This window comes from Citrobacter sp. JUb117 (genome assembly GCF_024809055.1).
Lineage (GTDB): Bacteria > Pseudomonadota > Gammaproteobacteria > Enterobacterales > Enterobacteriaceae > Citrobacter > Citrobacter gillenii.
Map to the genome: position 1 here is coordinate 41,976 of NZ_JANUFB010000006.1, position 18,185 is coordinate 60,160.

General features: G+C 53.5%; 17 protein-coding genes and 1 other annotated feature. Of the genes, 8 read left to right on the top strand and 9 right to left on the bottom strand.

Annotated features, from left to right (window positions below; translation table 11 throughout):
- Nucleotides 1-151: 151 nt before the first annotated feature.
- The 7 genes from yidZ to rpmH form a co-directional block, all read right to left on the bottom strand.
- Nucleotides 152-1,111 carry an HTH-type transcriptional regulator YidZ gene (gene yidZ, locus M2374_RS14640; RefSeq protein ID WP_181688614.1) on the bottom strand — a complete coding sequence of 320 codons (960 nt, stop codon included), beginning with the start codon at nt 1,109-1,111 and terminating at the stop codon, nt 152-154.
- Nucleotides 1,080-2,261, bottom strand: coding sequence for an MFS transporter (locus tag M2374_RS14645; RefSeq protein WP_117342604.1), 1,182 nt, complete (start codon nt 2,259-2,261; stop codon nt 1,080-1,082). Before M2374_RS14645 ends, yidZ begins: the two co-directional genes overlap by 32 nt.
- A gap of 179 nt (nt 2,262-2,440) precedes the next feature.
- Nucleotides 2,441-3,805: a tRNA uridine-5-carboxymethylaminomethyl(34) synthesis GTPase MnmE gene (mnmE, locus tag M2374_RS14650; protein ID WP_096758993.1), complete on the bottom strand. Its 1,365-nt coding sequence runs from the start codon at nt 3,803-3,805 to the stop codon at nt 2,441-2,443.
- 108 nt (nt 3,806-3,913) lie between these two features.
- Nucleotides 3,914-5,560: a membrane protein insertase YidC gene (gene yidC, locus M2374_RS14655; RefSeq protein ID WP_181688615.1), complete on the bottom strand. Its 1,647-nt coding sequence runs from the start codon at nt 5,558-5,560 to the stop codon at nt 3,914-3,916.
- Nucleotides 5,561-5,562: 2 nt separating this feature from the next.
- Nucleotides 5,563-5,820 carry a membrane protein insertion efficiency factor YidD gene (gene yidD / locus M2374_RS14660; protein ID WP_003023846.1) on the bottom strand — a complete coding sequence of 86 codons (258 nt, stop codon included), beginning with the start codon at nt 5,818-5,820 and terminating at the stop codon, nt 5,563-5,565.
- Nucleotides 5,784-6,143, bottom strand: a complete 360-nt coding sequence (gene rnpA, locus M2374_RS14665) for a ribonuclease P protein component (RefSeq protein ID WP_096758995.1) — start codon at nt 6,141-6,143, stop codon at nt 5,784-5,786. Before rnpA ends, yidD begins: the two co-directional genes overlap by 37 nt.
- Nucleotides 6,144-6,160: 17 nt before the next feature.
- The gene (gene rpmH, locus M2374_RS14670; protein WP_003023858.1) at nt 6,161-6,301 is read right to left on the bottom strand and encodes a 50S ribosomal protein L34; all 141 of its coding nucleotides are present in this window, start codon (nt 6,299-6,301) and stop codon (nt 6,161-6,163) included.
- A 606-nt stretch (nt 6,302-6,907) separates the two neighbouring features.
- Between rpmH and dnaA the strand changes: the two genes are divergently transcribed.
- The 5 genes from dnaA (at nt 6,908) to yidA (ending at nt 14,105) form a co-directional block, all read left to right on the top strand.
- Nucleotides 6,908-8,311 (top strand): chromosomal replication initiator protein DnaA, encoded by a 1,404-nt coding sequence (gene dnaA, locus M2374_RS14675; protein ID WP_181490786.1) that lies wholly within the window; start codon nt 6,908-6,910, stop codon nt 8,309-8,311.
- Between the two features lie 4 nt (nt 8,312-8,315).
- Nucleotides 8,316-9,416, top strand: coding sequence for a DNA polymerase III subunit beta (gene dnaN, locus M2374_RS14680; protein WP_096758997.1), 1,101 nt, complete (start codon nt 8,316-8,318; stop codon nt 9,414-9,416).
- A gap of 146 nt (nt 9,417-9,562) precedes the next feature.
- Nucleotides 9,563-10,636, top strand: coding sequence for a DNA replication/repair protein RecF (gene recF / locus M2374_RS14685; RefSeq protein WP_117342600.1), 1,074 nt, complete (start codon nt 9,563-9,565; stop codon nt 10,634-10,636).
- Nucleotides 10,637-10,664: 28 nt separating this feature from the next.
- Nucleotides 10,665-13,079 (top strand): DNA topoisomerase (ATP-hydrolyzing) subunit B, encoded by a 2,415-nt coding sequence (gyrB, locus tag M2374_RS14690; protein WP_115257112.1) that lies wholly within the window; start codon nt 10,665-10,667, stop codon nt 13,077-13,079.
- Nucleotides 13,080-13,292: 213 nt separating this feature from the next.
- A complete protein-coding gene (gene yidA / locus M2374_RS14695; protein WP_115257113.1) occupies nt 13,293-14,105 on the top strand; it encodes a sugar-phosphatase in 813 nt (270 codons plus the stop codon).
- Between the two features lie 5 nt (nt 14,106-14,110).
- On the opposite strand, the gene cbrA is transcribed toward yidA, so the two are convergent.
- Nucleotides 14,111-15,238 carry a colicin M resistance lipid reductase CbrA gene (gene cbrA / locus M2374_RS14700; protein WP_115257114.1) on the bottom strand — a complete coding sequence of 376 codons (1,128 nt, stop codon included), beginning with the start codon at nt 15,236-15,238 and terminating at the stop codon, nt 14,111-14,113.
- 99 nt (nt 15,239-15,337) lie between these two features.
- Between cbrA and M2374_RS14705 the strand changes: the two genes are divergently transcribed.
- On the top strand, nt 15,338-16,564 hold the full coding sequence (locus M2374_RS14705; RefSeq protein ID WP_181688616.1) for a DUF3748 domain-containing protein: 1,227 nt from the start codon (nt 15,338-15,340) through the stop codon (nt 16,562-16,564).
- A gap of 1 nt (nt 16,565) precedes the next feature.
- On the opposite strand, the gene M2374_RS14710 is transcribed toward M2374_RS14705, so the two are convergent.
- Complete coding sequence (locus M2374_RS14710) at nt 16,566-16,898, bottom strand: YceK/YidQ family lipoprotein (protein ID WP_096759493.1); 333 nt, start codon at nt 16,896-16,898, stop codon at nt 16,566-16,568.
- Nucleotides 16,899-17,138: 240 nt separating this feature from the next.
- Nucleotides 17,139-17,211: a sequence feature (ROSE (Repression Of Heat Shock gene Expression) occurs in the 5'-region of heat shock genes and acts as an RNA thermometer to modulate expression.), on the top strand.
- On the opposite strand from M2374_RS14710, the gene ibpA reads away from it, so the two are divergent.
- Both ibpA and ibpB read left to right on the top strand, forming a co-directional pair.
- A complete protein-coding gene (gene ibpA, locus M2374_RS14715) occupies nt 17,205-17,618 on the top strand; it encodes a small heat shock chaperone IbpA (protein WP_045448945.1) in 414 nt (137 codons plus the stop codon). It overlaps the preceding feature by 7 nt.
- 94 nt (nt 17,619-17,712) lie before the next feature.
- Nucleotides 17,713-18,141, top strand: coding sequence for a small heat shock chaperone IbpB (gene ibpB / locus M2374_RS14720; RefSeq protein ID WP_096759003.1), 429 nt, complete (start codon nt 17,713-17,715; stop codon nt 18,139-18,141).
- Nucleotides 18,142-18,185 lie beyond the last annotated feature (44 nt).

Below are 18,185 nucleotides of genomic sequence, written 5' to 3' on the forward strand. Positions count from 1 at the left end.
TAATGGTCCGTGATTATTACCAGAGTAACATTTACACGGCGTCCAGGCAGGCTTTGCTGCCTAAAAATCAGGCGAAAACGGGATACATTACGCGACATTTACATTTCTGACACTATCATGGTTAATTTAGCAACAATTTGGGCGCGCAGTGTCAGGACATATCACGATAGAGCGTCTTGATCGTGTCTTTCAGCCAGACGATCTTTGGATTGTGGCTGTTACGTTTATGCCAGAGCAGGGTGAACGGTACGCGCATTTTTTCCAGCTGTGCGGTATCAAAGGGCAGCGGGCGTGCCACCAGTGGAAGCTGGTGGAGTTGATTATAACGCTGACAGTAGACTGGGGCGGTGGCTATCAACGCGTGATCCGGTTGGGCGGCCATAAACAGAGACTGCTCAAACCCCGGTAGGCTCAGGGCGATAGTGCGTTTGCGTCCCATCTCCTGCAGCACATCGTCCAGCGCCCAGGTATCGCTTTGTTCCCAGCTGATGCTGATATGCGGATAGCGCAGGAAGGTCTCCAGGTTCCACTCTTCTCGTAACGCCGGATGATCTTCGCGCAGCCAGACGCAGGGGAGATCGGAAAACAGCACCTCATGGTCGATAGATAACGGCAGCAGGCTCAGCAACTCGCGTGAGCGCGGGTGGCTTTCGCGCCCGGTAAACCCGATATCCACCTCACCGCGAATAATGGCGTCCAGTGAATCGTAATCCCAGTTGCGCACTTTGATGGACGCTTGCGGATAGCGTTGATAAATCTGCTGCGAGAGCGCGTTGAACATGATCATCACCAGCGGCGTCTCGGCCACCAGATCAAACTTCAACCCGCGCGGTGCTTCGTGAAGCGGCTTATCGAGCAACTGATTGCCCATCTGCATCCACTCCGCCAGGCTCTGTTCCATACTGACCATCAACGGCGTCGGCGTCAGCCCCAGCGGAGTGTTTACAAACAGCGGATCGTCAAACCAGGATCTCAGCTTTGCCAAAGATTTACTGACCGCCGACGGCGTGACGTTCATCCGTTTGGCGGTTTTGGTGACGCTGCGCTCCTGCATCAGGAGCTGCAGGCAGAGCAGTAAATTAAGATCGAGACTGCTGAGGGATTTCTTCATGAGTAGGCGCGGACCGGTTAGGAGCAACAGTGATAATCAGCATGATGCTCACTATGCTACAGCCAATCAGAATCCCGATCAGCATATTCAACGCGTCAAGTCCGAGGACAGCCGCCAGCCAAATCCACAGCGATGAGCCACAAACCTGGGCGATGCCTAGCGTTGAGCTGGCGACGCCCGCTCGCAGCGAGAACGGTCCCAGCGCCTGGCTCATGGCAACGCCGAAACCGACCGAGAATCCGGCACAGATTAACGTCAGGCCAAACAGTGTAACTGCATGCGAGCTGGCAAGGGTTAATACCACGCCTGCGCTCAGGAACAGCACCTGTGAGGCCAGCATCAGGGTGCGGGGCTTAAACAGGCTCAGGGCGAACGGCGTGGAGAAAGAGACCGCCATACTGACCCCTGCGGTCATCGCCATGGTCGTGGCGTATTCACCGCGGTCAAAACCCATTACCTCCATCAGTAGCACCGGCGAGGTGTTGACGAAGGTAAGGATCACCGACACGCTGAGCGTGGTAATCGCCAGTCGGCTGAGGAAAAAGCGGTTTACCAGCGATTCGGTGCGCTGCTCAACACCCGCAGACCTTGAGAGCGTCGCTGGGCGCGATTCTCGCAGGATAAACACCGACAGCAGGCAAACTGCCACGCCCATACCAATCATCGTGTAGAACAGGCTCTGCCACGGGTATTTGAGCATAATCAGATGCCCCATTACCGGGGCCAGAACCGGCACGATACAGGTGATACCGTTCAACAGAGACAGCACCTTCGCCCGGCGGCGATCGTCGAGCGTATCGCGCAAAATCGCAAAGGCCACTACATAACAGCAGCCTGCGCCAATTCCCTGAATAAAACGGCCCACCAGGAACGGCGTACCGCTCTCGGCGAATGAACACAGGGCGGAAGCAAAAATAAAGATCAGGGCGCCGACAATCGCGACCGGTTTACGACCCGACTGGTCGGCAATCTTACCGGCGAACAGCATCGCCGCGGCCATTCCGGCCAGATACACCGAAAATGCGATATGCAGCTGTGCTTCGCTGGCGTTAAGGTCGGCGGCAATACGCGGTAACCCCACCAGATACATATCAATACCGGCAGGATAAAGCAGAACCAGAGCAAAACTGCAGATTAAAAAGCGTGTCATAGCGACCTCATGAGGAATGTGGCGCTAAGAATACGGGGAGAGCGTCAGTAGCACGAGTTGCCATTCGGACAACAGTGATTTCCTGTGAGGAAATCACTGTTGCCGGATGGCGACTTTGCCTTATCGGGCCTACGGGTCCTGTAGGCCCGGCAAGCATCGCGCCACCGGGCAACACAACGTTACTTACCGATACAGAAGCTGGAGAAAATCCGTCCCAGCAGATCGTCGGAGGTAAACTCCCCAGTGATCTCACTGAGATTCTGCTGCGCGAGGCGTAGCTCTTCTGCCAGCAATTCTCCGGCCCTGGCGCCCAACAGCTGAGCTTTGCCCTGCTCGAGATGCTCTGCCGCTTCTGCCAGTGCCTGCAGGTGACGACGGCGCGCCAGGAAACCCCCTTCCATATTGGTTTCGAAACCCATGCTCTGCTTGAGGTGGTTGCGTAGCACGTCCACGCCTTCACCTGTACGCGCGGAGAGGCGAACCAGTGAGTGGCCATTTACTTCGCTAAGGCCCAGCGTTTCTCCAGTGATATCCGCTTTGTTGCGTACTACGGTGATGGGTAACTTCGTCGGCAAACGTGCGATAAAATCAGGCCAGATATCGGCCGGGTCGACGGCATCGGTGGTGGTGCCATCCACCATAAACAGCACGCGGTCGGCCTGTTCGATTTCCTGCCAGGCGCGTTCGATACCAATGCGTTCGACTTCGTCACTGGCGTCACGCAGACCGGCGGTGTCGATGATATGCAGCGGCATACCGTCGATATGAATATGTTCGCGCAGCACGTCGCGGGTGGTGCCAGCAATGTCGGTGACAATCGCCGCCTCACGGCCCGCTAAGGCGTTCAGCAGGCTTGATTTCCCGGCGTTAGGACGTCCGGCGATCACCACCTTCATCCCTTCACGCAGCAGGCTACCCTGACGCGCTTCGGCCCGTACGGCATCGAGATCGGCGATGACGTTATTAAGCAGGCCTTCAATTTTACCGTCAGAGAGGAAGTCGATTTCCTCATCCGGAAAATCAATCGCCGCTTCCACGTAGATGCGCAGGTGAGTGAGTGCTTCCACAAGGTGATTTACGCGGGCGGAGAACGCACCCTGCAAGGAGTTCAGCGCGGAACGTGCGGCTTGTTCTGAACTGGCATCGATCAGGTCGGCAATGGCTTCTGCCTGGGCTAAATCGAGTTTATCGTTCAGGAACGCGCGCTCCGAGAACTCACCGGGTCTGGCAATACGCAGGCCGGGAATAGTCAGAATACGTTTTAACAGCAGGTCGAGAATGACCGGGCCGCCGTGGCCCTGCAATTCTAAAACGTCTTCACCGGTAAAGGAGTTTGGACCGGGGAACCACAGGGCAATCCCCTGATCCAGCGTGCTACCATCGGCATCTTTAAACGGCAGGTAGTCGGCATAACGTGGTTTTGGCAGTTTGCCCAGTACGGATTCTGCAACCTCGCGGGCTTTCAGGCCGGAGATGCGCAGAATACCCACACCACCACGTCCCGGTGGGGTGGCCTGAGCGACGATGGTGTCGTTATGGCTCATGATATGTCTCTTAAATACCAATAATAAAAAAGGCGGTCAATCGACCGCCCTTTAATTTATGTTCCGTTTGCCGGATGGCGGCTTCGCCTTATCCGGCCTACAACCGAATCAGGAATTCTTTTTCTCGCGGCTATGCAGGCCACGCTTCTCCAGACCACGGTAAATCAGCTGCTGCTGAATAATGGTTACCAGGTTGCTGACGATATAGTACAGCACCAGACCTGACGGGAACCACAGGAAGAACACGGTGAAGATGACTGGCATAAAGGTCATGATCTTCTGCTGCATCGGGTCGGTCACGGTGGTCGGCGACATCTTCTGAATGAAGAACATCGTTACGCCCATCAGGATCGGCAGGATGTAGTACGGGTCCTGTGCAGACAGGTCATGGATCCACAATGCGAACGGCGCATGGCGCAGTTCAATGGAGCCCATCAGCATGTAGTACAGCGCCAGGAAGATTGGCATCTGGATGATCAGCGGGAAGCAGCCGCCCAGAGGGTTAACCTTCTCAGCTTTGTACAGGGCCATCATTTCCTGGCTCTGACGCTGTTTGTCATCGCCCAGACGCTCACGCATTGCCTGAATCTTCGGCTGCAGCATACGCATCTTCGCCATGGAGGTGTACTGCGCTTTAGTCAGCGGGTACATGATGCCACGAACGATAAAGGTGATAACGATGATAGAGAAGCCCCAGTTACCCAGGAAGCTATGGATCCACTTCAGCAGTTTGAACAGCGGCTGAGAGATGAACCACAACCAACCGTAGTCGACGGTCAGATCCAGGTGCGGTGCAACGGCCGCCATTTTATCCTGAATTTCCGGGCCAACCCACAGGGTGCTGGTCATCGCGTTTGTCTGGCCCGGTTGAACCAGTACCGGCTGAGATTTATAGCCGATAGCGGCAATGCCGTTACCCAGATTTGCGGTATAGAAGTTATTGGTGCCGTCGTTACGCGGAACCCATGCCGTGGCGAAATACTGCTGCAGCATTGCGACCCAGCCGTCTTTAGCGTTGACGTTCAGGTTTTCGTTTTCAGCAATGGTGTCGAACTTGTATTTCTCATACTTCTCATCAGGCGTGGAGTAAGCCGCGCCACGGAAGGTATGCAGCGCAAAGTTGCTGCTACCAGTGTCGAGATGAGAGGGCAGATTGATGGATTGCTTCAGCTGACCAAAGGTGGAGATTTCCAGCGGCTTCTCGCTGGCGTTCTGCACGCTGTAGTTAACGCTTACCGCATACTCACCGCGCTTGAGAACAAACGTTTTGGTAAACGTGTTGCCAGCGGCGTCTGTATAGGTCATCGGGATCTGCAGTTCATTTTGACCGTCAGCCAGTACAAAAGCGTCTTTGTCGACGTTGTACAGCGGACGCGGGCCGTTAGCCGGGTTATCCGGGCCGTCACGACCTGTCAGGCCACTCTGTGCCTGATAGATGAACTGTGGCGTGGTATCCAGTAACTGGAACGGTTCGGTAGAACCGAGTTCTTTCGGGTAAGCTGGCAGTGAAGCCTGTTCCACATCACCACCACGGGTGTTGATGGTCAGATCAAGCACGTCAGTCTTAACCGTAATCAGTTTCCCCTGGCCACTGGCCGGTACGCCCTGGTCGGCGGCGCTACCCGCTGCGGTGGTCGTTGTCTGCGTGGTCTGTTGAGCCTGAGGTTGCGGATTTTTATCCTGCTCCCAGGCTTGCCAGATCATGAAAGACACGAACAGCAAAGCGATGACTAAAAGATTGCGTTGCGAATCCATCGTTAGTGTTCTCTGGTATCAAATGGTCCGGGTGGGACGGGATCGTCACCACCAGGGTGTAAAGGGTGGCATTTTAATACGCGTTTCACCGTCAACCAACTGCCTTTTATCACTCCAAACCTGCGCAATGCCTCAATTCCGTAGCTCGAACAGGTTGGAGTGAAACGGCAATGCGGCCCAAGCAGCGGACTGATCAGGCGTTGATAGACCCGAATGAGGGCTATCAGGACCCGCGAGCCAGGCGACAATGGCGACGCCATAATTTTTCCAACGCTTCCGAGAGAGCACGGTTATCGAGGTCGGCAACCCCTTTTTTAGCCACCACTACGAAATCCATTGCTGGAAGTTCGTGCTGACGTAAACGGAAGCTTTCACGCGTCAGGCGTTTAATCCTGTTGCGTTCATGCGCACGTTTAACATTTTTCTTGGCGACCGTTAGACCGATGCGGGGATGCCCCAGCGAATTTTGGCGGCCGAGAATGGTGATTTGCGGCGTGCCAGCCCGTTGTGGCTGCTGGAAGACGAATGTGAAATGAGTGGGAGTTAACAAACGTAACTCCCTGGGAAATGCGAGCTTAACCACTCAGGGGCTAGCTTTTATTACTTAGAAACGGTCAGACGAGAACGGCCTTTAGCACGACGACGTGCCAAAACCTGACGACCATTTTTATTAGCCATACGAGCACGGAAGCCGTGAGAACGGTTGCGCTTCAGTACAGACGGTTGAAAAGTGCGTTTCATGGCGATTTCTACCTAAACTTGAATAAATTCACTGACTTTTGCGTATACCCGAACGAACTTCGAACGACTTACGCCACAGTGTGGGTGATTAAAGAGGCCGGATTGTAATAATTGTACACTCCGGAGTCAATTCTCTTTCCTTAATTCCCGCTTTTTTCCGCATGGTTTCGCGTAAAAAACAGGCAGCGTTGACGCCGTGAGGCGACCTTTACTCGCTGGGGGTAAGAATTATACGGGCTGGTGGATAAAGCGCAAGGATCGCACGGGATCTTTATTAGATCGTTTTCGCAGTAAAGCATCTTTACTCATTAATTTTTTCAATATGCGCGCGAAAACCTGCAGCACTTCTCCAGGATCGTTTACACTTAGCCGATTCTGGATCATCCTGTGGATAAATCGGGAAGAATCTGTGAGAAACAGAAGATCTCTCGCTCAGTTTAGGCTATGATCCGCGGTCCTGATCGTTTCAATGGATCCTGATCAGGCATATAACCGCAGACAGCGGTTCGCACGTCACCCTCACGCAGGGTCTTTTCGACGTGCGCCAACAATCATGAATGTTTCAGCCTTTGTCATTTATCGACTTTTGTTCGAGTGGAGTCCGCCGTGTCACTTTCGCTTTGGCAGCAGTGTCTTGCCCGATTGCAGGATGAGTTACCAGCCACAGAATTCAGTATGTGGATACGCCCGTTGCAGGCGGAACTGAGCGATAACACGCTGGCTTTGTATGCGCCAAACCGTTTTGTGCTCGATTGGGTAAGGGACAAATACCTTAATAATATTAATGGATTGCTGAATAACTTCTGCGGAGCAGATGCCCCACAGCTACGCTTTGAAGTCGGTACCAAACCCGTCACGCAAACGCTGAAGACGCCGGTTAATCACGTTGTCGCACCTGCGTATGTAGCGCAACAAATTCAGCCGCAACGAGCTGCACCTGCAGCACGTTCGGGTTGGGATAACGTCCCGGCCCCGGCAGAACCAACCTATCGCTCTAACGTCAACGTCAAACACACGTTTGATAACTTCGTTGAAGGTAAATCTAACCAACTGGCGCGCGCGGCGGCTCGTCAGGTGGCGGACAATCCTGGCGGCGCCTACAATCCTCTATTCCTTTATGGCGGCACCGGTCTGGGTAAAACCCACCTGTTGCATGCTGTGGGTAACGGGATTATGGCGCGCAAGCCGAATGCAAAAGTGGTGTATATGCACTCCGAGCGTTTTGTACAGGACATGGTTAAAGCCCTACAAAACAATGCGATCGAAGAGTTTAAACGCTACTACCGTTCGGTTGATGCGTTGCTGATTGACGATATTCAATTCTTTGCTAATAAAGAACGATCCCAGGAAGAGTTTTTCCACACCTTCAATGCCCTGCTGGAAGGTAATCAGCAGATCATCCTGACGTCGGATCGCTATCCGAAGGAGATCAATGGCGTTGAAGATCGTCTGAAATCCCGCTTTGGCTGGGGACTGACCGTCGCGATCGAACCACCTGAACTGGAAACGCGCGTTGCGATCCTGATGAAAAAAGCTGACGAAAACGATATTCGTCTGCCAGGCGAGGTGGCGTTCTTTATTGCCAAGCGTTTACGCTCTAACGTGCGTGAATTGGAAGGCGCACTGAACCGCGTGATTGCTAACGCCAACTTTACTGGCCGGGCGATTACTATCGATTTTGTGCGTGAGGCGCTGCGCGACCTGCTGGCATTACAGGAAAAACTGGTCACCATCGACAATATTCAAAAGACGGTGGCTGAGTATTACAAAATCAAAATTGCGGATCTGCTTTCTAAGCGTCGATCTCGCTCGGTAGCGCGTCCGCGTCAGATGGCGATGGCGCTGGCAAAAGAGCTTACCAACCACAGTTTGCCGGAAATTGGCGACGCCTTTGGCGGGCGTGACCATACTACCGTGCTTCATGCCTGTCGCAAGATTGAACAGTTGCGTGAAGAAAGCCATGATATTAAAGAAGATTTCTCCAATTTAATCAGAACATTATCTTCGTGACGCTATGAAATTTACCGTTGAACGTGAACATTTATTAAAACCGCTTCAGCAGGTCAGCGGCCCGCTGGGTGGTCGTCCTACGCTGCCGATCCTCGGAAACCTGTTACTACAGGTTGCGGATGGAACGCTTTCTCTGACCGGTACCGATCTCGAGATGGAGATGGTGGCACGCGTTGCGCTGATCCAGCCGCATGAACCCGGTGCGACCACCGTCCCGGCGCGTAAATTCTTCGACATTTGTCGTGGTTTGCCGGAAGGTGCGGAAATTGCTGTCCAGTTGGAAGGTGACCGCATGCTGGTGCGTTCTGGCCGCAGCCGTTTCTCGCTGTCCACACTGCCTGCTGCCGACTTCCCGAATCTGGATGACTGGCAGAGTGAAGTTGAATTCACGCTGCCGCAGGCGACGATGAAGCGTCTGATTGAAGCCACGCAGTTTTCGATGGCTCATCAGGATGTGCGCTATTACTTAAACGGCATGCTGTTTGAAACCGAAGGTGAAGAACTGCGTACCGTGGCGACCGACGGTCACCGCCTGGCGGTGTGCTCTATGCCGGTGGGTCAATCGCTGCCCAGTCATTCGGTGATCGTGCCGCGTAAAGGCGTGATTGAACTGATGCGTATGCTCGACGGCGGCGACAACCCGCTGCGCGTGCAGATTGGCAGCAACAACATCCGTGCGCATGTTGGCGATTTCATCTTTACCTCCAAGCTGGTAGATGGACGTTTCCCGGATTACCGTCGCGTACTGCCGAAGAATCCAGACAAACATCTGGAGGCGGGCTGCGATATCCTTAAGCAGGCGTTTGCCCGTGCGGCCATACTCTCCAATGAGAAATTCCGCGGTGTGCGTCTGTACGTCAGCGAAAACCAGCTCAAAATTACGGCCAACAACCCAGAGCAGGAAGAAGCGGAAGAGATCCTCGATGTCACCTATCCTGGGACTGAAATGGAAATCGGCTTCAATGTTAGCTATGTGCTGGACGTATTGAACGCGCTGAAGTGCGAAAACGTCCGTATTATGCTGACCGATTCCGTATCGAGCGTACAGATTGAAGATGCAGCGTCACAATCCGCAGCCTACGTTGTTATGCCAATGAGACTGTAGTGGAAAATATCGGGCTATCTTACTTGCCATTTTCAACCTGGGCTGTGCTCGCCCCTGTCACGTACTTCGTGTACGCTCCAGGGTCTGCGCGCAGTCCGCGTTGAAACTGGCTGCGCCGATAACGCCCTGGCCCAAAGAACGCTGATATGTCACTGACGCGCTTGCTCATCAAAGATTTCCGCAATATTGAAAATGCGGATCTCACTTTATCTCCCGGCTTTAACTTCCTGGTCGGCGCTAACGGCAGCGGTAAAACCAGCGTGCTGGAAGCTATTTATACGCTCGGTCACGGTCGGGCGTTTCGCAGTGTGCAGATTGGCCGCGTCATTCGCCACGAGCAGGAGTCGTTTGTACTCCACGGGCGTTTGCAGGGCGCCGAGCGTGAAACCTCGATTGGCCTGACCAAAGACAAGCTGGGTGACAGCAAAGTGCGCATTGACGGAACTGACGGTCATAAGGTTGCCGAACTGGCGCACCTGATGCCGATGCAGCTGATAACGCCTGAGGGGTTTACTTTACTCAATGGCGGCCCCAAATACAGAAGAGCATTCCTTGACTGGGGATGCTTTCACAATGAAGCCGGATTCTTTACCGCCTGGAGCAACCTTAAGCGATTGCTAAAGCAGCGCAATGCGGCGCTGCGTCAGGTGAGTCGTTATGAGCAACTGCGCCCGTGGGATCGAGAGTTGATCCCGCTGGCGGAACAAATCAGCACCTGGCGCGCGGAGTACAGCGCCGGTATCGCGCAGGATATGGCGGATACCTGCCAGCAGTTTCTTCCCGAGTTTTCACTCTCTTTCTCTTTCCAGCGTGGCTGGGAGAAAGAGACCGACTACGCTGAGGTGCTGGAACGCAGTTTTGAACGCGATCGCATGTTGACCTACACCGCCCACGGCCCGCACAAAGCGGATTTCCGCATACGTGCCGACGGTGCACCGGTGGAAGATACGTTGTCGCGTGGGCAGTTAAAACTGCTGATGTGCGCCTTACGTCTGGCGCAAGGGGAGTTCCTGACTCGCGAAAGCGGACGGCGCTGCCTGTACCTGATAGATGATTTTGCCTCTGAACTGGATGATGCGCGTCGCGGACTGCTAGCCAGCCGCTTAAAAGCCACGCAATCTCAAGTCTTTGTCAGCGCAATTAGCGCTGAACACGTTATGGACATGTCGGACAAAAATTCGAAGATGTTCACCGTGGAAAAGGGTAAAATAACGGATTAACCCAAGATAAAATGAGCGAGAAACGTTGATGTCGAATTCTTATGACTCCTCCAGTATCAAAGTCCTGAAAGGACTGGATGCGGTGCGTAAGCGCCCGGGTATGTATATCGGCGACACGGATGACGGCACCGGTCTACACCACATGGTATTCGAGGTGGTAGATAACGCTATCGACGAAGCGCTCGCGGGTCACTGTAAAGATATCGTGGTGACAATCCACGCTGACAACTCCGTGTCCGTTACCGATGATGGTCGTGGTATCCCAACCGGTATCCACCCGGAAGAGGGCGTTTCGGCGGCCGAAGTGATCATGACCGTCCTGCACGCAGGCGGTAAATTCGATGATAACTCCTATAAAGTCTCCGGCGGTCTGCACGGCGTAGGTGTTTCCGTGGTTAACGCCCTGTCGCAGAAACTGGAGCTGGTGATTCGCCGCGAAGGTAAAGTGCATCAGCAAACTTACGTGCACGGCGTACCGCAGGCACCACTGGCCGTGACTGGCGAGACTGAAGCGACCGGTACCCAGGTGCGTTTCTGGCCAAGCCATGAAACCTTTACCAATGTCGTTGAGTTTGAATATGAGATTCTGGCGAAACGCCTGCGCGAGCTGTCATTCCTGAACTCCGGCGTATCCATCCGCCTGCGCGACAAGCGCGACGGCAAAGAAGATCATTTCCACTACGAAGGTGGCATCAAGGCGTTTGTTGAATACCTCAACAAAAACAAAACGCCGATCCACCCGAATATCTTCTACTTCTCCACCGAAAAAGACGGTATTGGCGTCGAAGTTGCGCTGCAGTGGAACGATGGTTTCCAGGAAAACATCTACTGCTTCACCAACAACATTCCGCAGCGTGATGGCGGTACTCACCTTGCAGGCTTCCGTGCGGCGATGACCCGTACCCTGAACGCCTACATGGACAAAGAAGGCTACAGCAAAAAAGCGAAAGTCAGCGCCACCGGTGACGATGCCCGTGAAGGCCTGATTGCTGTCGTTTCCGTGAAAGTACCGGATCCGAAGTTCTCCTCCCAGACCAAAGACAAGCTGGTCTCCTCCGAGGTGAAAACCGCAGTAGAACAGCAGATGAACGAACTGCTGAGCGAATACCTGCTGGAAAACCCGTCTGACGCGAAAATCGTCGTCGGCAAAATTATTGATGCGGCACGTGCCCGTGAAGCAGCACGTCGTGCACGTGAAATGACCCGTCGTAAGGGTGCGCTGGACTTAGCTGGCCTGCCGGGCAAACTGGCGGACTGTCAGGAACGCGACCCGGCCCACTCTGAACTGTACCTGGTGGAAGGGGACTCAGCGGGCGGCTCTGCGAAGCAGGGGCGTAACCGTAAGAACCAGGCGATTCTGCCGCTGAAGGGTAAAATCCTTAACGTTGAGAAGGCGCGCTTCGACAAGATGCTCTCTTCTCAGGAAGTGGCAACGCTGATTACCGCGCTCGGCTGCGGTATCGGTCGCGACGAATACAACCCGGATAAACTGCGTTATCACAGCATCATCATCATGACCGATGCGGACGTCGACGGCTCGCACATTCGTACGTTGCTGTTGACCTTCTTCTATCGTCAGATGCCGGAAATCGTTGAACGCGGCCACGTCTACATTGCACAGCCACCGCTGTACAAAGTGAAGAAAGGCAAGCAGGAACAGTACATCAAAGACGATGAAGCGATGGATCAGTACCAGATCTCTATTGCTCTTGATGGCGCCACGCTGCACACCAATGCCCACGCTCCGGCGCTGGCGGGTGAAGCGCTGGAAAAACTGGTATCTGAATACAATGCCACGCAGAAAATGATTGGTCGTATGGAGCGCCGCTTCCCGCGCTCGTTGCTGAAAGAACTGGTTTATCAACCGACGCTGGCCGAAGCTGATTTGGCTGATGAAGAGAAAGTCACGGCCTGGGTTTCCCAGCTGGTGAACGTGCTGAATGAAAACGAAATGCACGGTAGCACCTGGAATAGCTTTGTACGTAAAGACGCCGAGCTGAACCTGTTTGAACCGGTTATCCGCGTGCGTACCCACGGGGTCGATACCGACTATCCTCTGGAGCATGAGTTTGTGACCGGAGGTGAATACCGTCGTCTCTGCACGCTGGGTGAGAAACTGCGTGGCCTGATCGAAGACGATGCGTTTATTGAACGTGGTGAGCGTCGTCAGCCGGTTACCAGCTTCGAGCAGGCGCTGGACTGGCTGGTGAAAGAGTCCCGCCGTGGTCTGTCTATTCAGCGTTATAAAGGCCTGGGCGAAATGAACCCGGATCAGCTGTGGGAAACCACCATGGATCCGGAAAGCCGTCGTATGCTGCGTGTAACGGTGAAAGACGCGATTGCTGCCGACCAGTTGTTCACTACGCTGATGGGCGACGCCGTTGAACCGCGTCGTGCGTTTATCGAAGAGAACGCCCTGAAAGCGGCAAATATCGATATCTAATGTGTAACTCAGGCTTGCTCCTGTAGGCCTGATAAGCGCAACGCCATCAGGCAGTTCGTCAGTTTTTGCCGGATGGCGGCTTAGGCCTTATCCGGCCTACCATCGATTGTCAAAAGGGGGATCCCGGTTCCCCTTCCTATCCCCCTTTTCGTAGCTGTTTTTTGAGCGGAATCGCGTTAGCATGAGGACGGACTCATTTAATCCGGGGAACTCATGGCTATCAAACTTATTGCTATCGACATGGATGGCACACTTCTGCTGCCCGATCACACCATTTCACCTGCAGTCAAAAATGCAATTGCTGCGGCGCGCGCGCGCGGGATAAACGTGGTGCTGACCACTGGCCGTCCGTATGCCGGCGTCCACAGCTACTTGAAAGAACTTCATATGGAACAACCCGGCGACTACTGCATTACCTACAACGGGGCGCTGGTGCAGAAAGCAGGGGATGGCAGCACCGTTGCCCAAACGGCGTTGAGCTATGACGATTATCGTTACCTGGAACAACTCTCCCGGGAAGTCGGTTCACACTTCCACGCCCTCGATCGCAACACGCTGTATACCGCTAACCGAGATATCAGCTACTACACGGTGCATGAATCGTTTATCGCGACCATTCCGCTGGTGTTCTGCGAAGCCGAGAAGATGGACCCGGCGACTCAGTTCCTGAAAGTAATGATGATTGATGAACCAGAAATCCTCGATAAAGCCATCTCACGCATTCCGGCAGAGGTGAAAGAGAAATATACAGTGCTGAAAAGTGCGCCGTACTTCCTCGAAATCCTGGATAAACGCGTCAATAAAGGCACCGGTGTGAAATCGCTGGCCGATGCGCTGGGCATTAAAGCCGAAGAGGTTATGGCGATTGGCGATCAGGAAAACGACATCGCGATGATCGAATATGCCGGTATGGGCGTAGCCATGGATAACGCAATTCCCTCGGTAAAAGAAATCGCCAACTTCGTCACCAAATCTAATCTTGAAGACGGCGTTGCGTATGCCATTGAGAAATTTGCGCTGAATTAAGTCCGCTATGGGCAAATGCCTTGCCGCATTTGCCCAACGTCTTTTTCATCCGTTGTCGTTTTTGATTCAGGGTATTCGGCCTGCGGAATATGCGCCACGCCGCTGCGCATTATCCATTTACGGGAAAATGCGGACGTTAGCGCCCGGCTCTTGAGGATTTTTCCATACAGCTTGATACGCAGCTTGCGGGTTGCTTTGCGATAGGCTTTATTTTTGTCTACCACGTCCTGCAACAGTACGGATTTAAGGATTTCCGCGCTGTCCAGCGCATAGCTAATACCTTCCAGTGAACTGGCGCTAATAAATCCGGCGGCTTCACCAATCAGAAAGGCGTTCTCCTCGCCGCAGACGAAATCCTTCCAGCGTGACGGGAACAGGACTGTACATTTTTCGCTTTTCACCGGTTTGCCAAACTGGAAATGGAACGCTTCCATCCTGGTTTTCAGCATGTCAAAACGTGCCTGACCGTCCTTCATTGGGTAAGCACCCCCGAAGATAAAAAAGCCGTCTTTGCTGATACTCCAGGAATAACAGTCCGTAGCATCGTTATCAAAAATACACGAGTAGAATGGGACAGGGTGTTGTTCCGTAAACCACTGTTGGATAGCAACATATTTGCGGATCTGGTGTTGTGGATAGAGATGACGGCGCACCAGCGAATTCGCCCCGTCGGCACCGATCAGATAGCGAGCCGTAATCTGCTGTTCCCAGCCGTCTGCACGGAATATCACATGCCATTTATCGCCCTCGCGCCAGACTTTACGACACAGGCTGTCATGATAAACCTGCACATCGTCAGGGATGAGTGATTTCATCCATAAATCAAAAGCATGGCGATCGATATTGATATAACTACGCTGGTAGTTTCGGGTCAGAGAGGCGGCCACATCGACCGTTTTAACGCTGAATATCTGCGGATTGGCAATAACATCAACGGGGAGCGTGATCCCGTCGCGGATAAATGAACGTTGGGCGTCAGGAGCCAGTAGGCCTCCGCAGGGTTTGGTGAACCCTTCAGTCCCGCACTGGCGCTTTTTATCCAGAGCAATCACGCGCATTTTTCCGCTCAACTGCCGCGCCAGCGCCGCACCTGCCGGGCCTAAACCGATAATCGCCACGTCAAAATGTTCCATCTTTCTGCCCATAGTAAGTGAGATGAGCATACGCTAAAGCCTGAAAGTGAAGTCCTTGTGAAGTATGATTGCTGAAATTGTCTCGTATCAGGGTATCCCATGAAGCAAGTCACCTTTACGCCGCGTCATCACCAACTGACCAATATCAATACCTGGACCCCGGACAGCCAGTGGCTGGTTTTTGATGTGCGACCCTCCGGCGCATCGTTTACCGGCGAGACCATTGAACGCGTCAATATTCACACTGGCGAGGTGGAAGTAATTTATCGCGCGACGCAGCAGGCACACGTTGGCGTGGTGACCGTTCATCCGAAGTCTGAAAAATACGTGTTCATTCACGGACCTGAAAATCCTGATGAAACATGGCATTACGACTTTCATCACCGTCGCGGAGTCATTGCCGGGCAGGGTGATGTGACGAATCTGGACGCGATGGATATTACTGTCCCGTATACCCCTGGCGCACTGCGCGGCGGCAGCCATGTACATGTTTTTAGCCCGAACGGCGAGTTTGTCAGCTTCACCTATAACGACCATGTGTTGCGTGAGCGTTCCCCGGCGCTGGATTTACGTAACGTTGGCGTGGCTTCGCCGCACGGTCCGGTGACGGTTTCCGTTCAGCATCCGCGCGAGTACAGCGGAAGTCACTGGTGCGTACTGGTAAGCCAGACTACGCCTGCGCCACAGCCGGGTAGCGATCAGATTAACCGTGCCTATGAAGAGGGCTGGGTGGGGAACCACGCGCTGGCGTTTATCGGTGATACGTTGTCAGTCAATGGTGAGAAAGTACCTGAACTGTTTATTGTCGATTTACCGCAGGATGAAAGTGGCTGGAAGCAATCGGGCGATGCACCGCTTGAAGGCAGCGAATCAACAATGCCAGCCCCGCCGGCTGGCGTGGTTCAGCGCCGCCTGACGTTTACTCACGACCGCGCTTTCCCTGGGCTGGTGAATCAGCCGCGTCACTGGGTGCGCAGTCATCCCCTGGCATCAGAGATTGCGTTTTTGATGCGTGATGATCATGGCGTGGTGCAGCTCTGGTTGATTTCACCTCAGGGCGGTGCACCGCGCCAGTTAACTCACAGTTCGAGTGATATTCAGTCCGCCTTTAACTGGCATCCGTCGGGGCAATGGTTGGGATTCGTGCTGGAAAATAGAATTGCCTGCTGTGATGCACAGACGGGAGAGATTGATTTTTTAACGAAAGGTCACGAAGCCCCACCGTCTGCTGATGCGATCGTTTTCTCGCCTGATGGGCAGCAGGTTGCGTGGATGGAGAACGTCGAGGGTTTCCGCCAGCTATGGGTGACAGAAACCGGGCGTTAACTTAAGGGGCTGGCATTGTTGCCGGGGGGATCACGTCGTTAATGGCTTGCGTGCTCTCCTCGCTTCTTTCTACGCGCGATCTTACCGAGCTATCGGTACGGAAGAAATCCCACGGGAGCAGTAGCGTATCCAGCACGGCGGTAAATGGCATATCAAGAATCGCCAGTGACTTGGTTCCCCAGTTGGTATCGCTCTCGCTAATCATCGTGGCGCTGGCACGCGTACCAGGATACGTTCCCTCTTTGCCACCGGTGTGCGACATGACGCTGGAGCACCCGCTCACAACAACCATTCCGCTGCACATCATCAGTGTTAACAACATTTTTCTAATCATCATTTTTTCATCTGTTAAACATCGGTGTTTGCATGGTGAGTTATAGCGATCCGTTGCGAAAAATAACATCACCATTCTGTCGCACTGTGGTGGCTATCGCACTCTAACGATAACAACTGTTCCCCCAGTGTATGCAATAGACAACAAACTGCAAAAAAAGTCGGATGAATACGCTTGAAAAGTTTGTATCAAGACCCATTTTTAGGATGTAGGCAAATGAAGGGCACGCCTGATGGGTGTTCTGGCTACCTGACCTGTCCATGATGGAAGGTCTAACATTCTCGCTGATTTCAGGAGCTATTGATTATGCGTAACTTTGACTTATCCCCGTTATACCGTTCTGCAATTGGTTTTGATCGTCTGTTTAACCTGCTGGAAAGCAATCAGAGCCAGAGTAATGGCGGCTACCCTCCGTATAACGTCGAGCTGGTAGACGAAAACCATTACCGTATTGCGATTGCCGTTGCGGGCTTTGCTGAAAGCGAGCTGGAAATTACCGCCCAGGACAATTTGCTGGTGGTGAAAGGCGCTCATGCAGACGAGCAAAAAGAACGTACTTACCTGTATCAGGGTATTGCCGAGCGCAACTTTGAACGCAAGTTCCAGTTGGCGGAGAACATTCATGTTCGTGGCGCAAACCTGGTGAATGGTCTGCTGTATATCGAGCTTGAGCGCGTGATTCCGGAAGCGAACAAACCGCGCCGTATCGAAATCAACTAATTCAGTGGGCCGCGTCAGGCGGCCCTGCTAAGCAATCAGCTTGCCGTCAGGGAGCTGAAAGGTATTTACTCGCTTCTTAGAAGGAGAAATGAATATGCGTAACTACGATTTATCCCCGCTGCTGCGTCAATGGATCGGTTTTGACAAACTGGCCAATGCACTGCAAAACACCGGCGAAAGCCAGAGCTTCCCACCCTATAACATCGAAAAGAGCGACGATAACCACTATCGCATTACGCTTGCGTTAGCCGGTTTCCGTCAGGAAGATCTGGATATTCAGCTGGAAGGTACGCGTCTGACCGTGAAAGGTACGCCTGAGCAGCCGGAAAAAGAGACCAAGTGGCTGCATCAGGGGCTGGTGACACAATCCTTCAGCCTGAGCTTTACCCTGGCTGAAAATATGGAAGTCTCCGGCGCGAGCTTCACCAATGGTTTGCTGCACATCGATTTAATTCGCAACGAACCTGAAACGGTCCCACCGCAGCGGATCACCATCAGCGAACGTCCCGCATTAAATAGCTAATTAGCTCCTTGCCTTTGCCCCGCCAGAAATGACGGGGCTTTTTT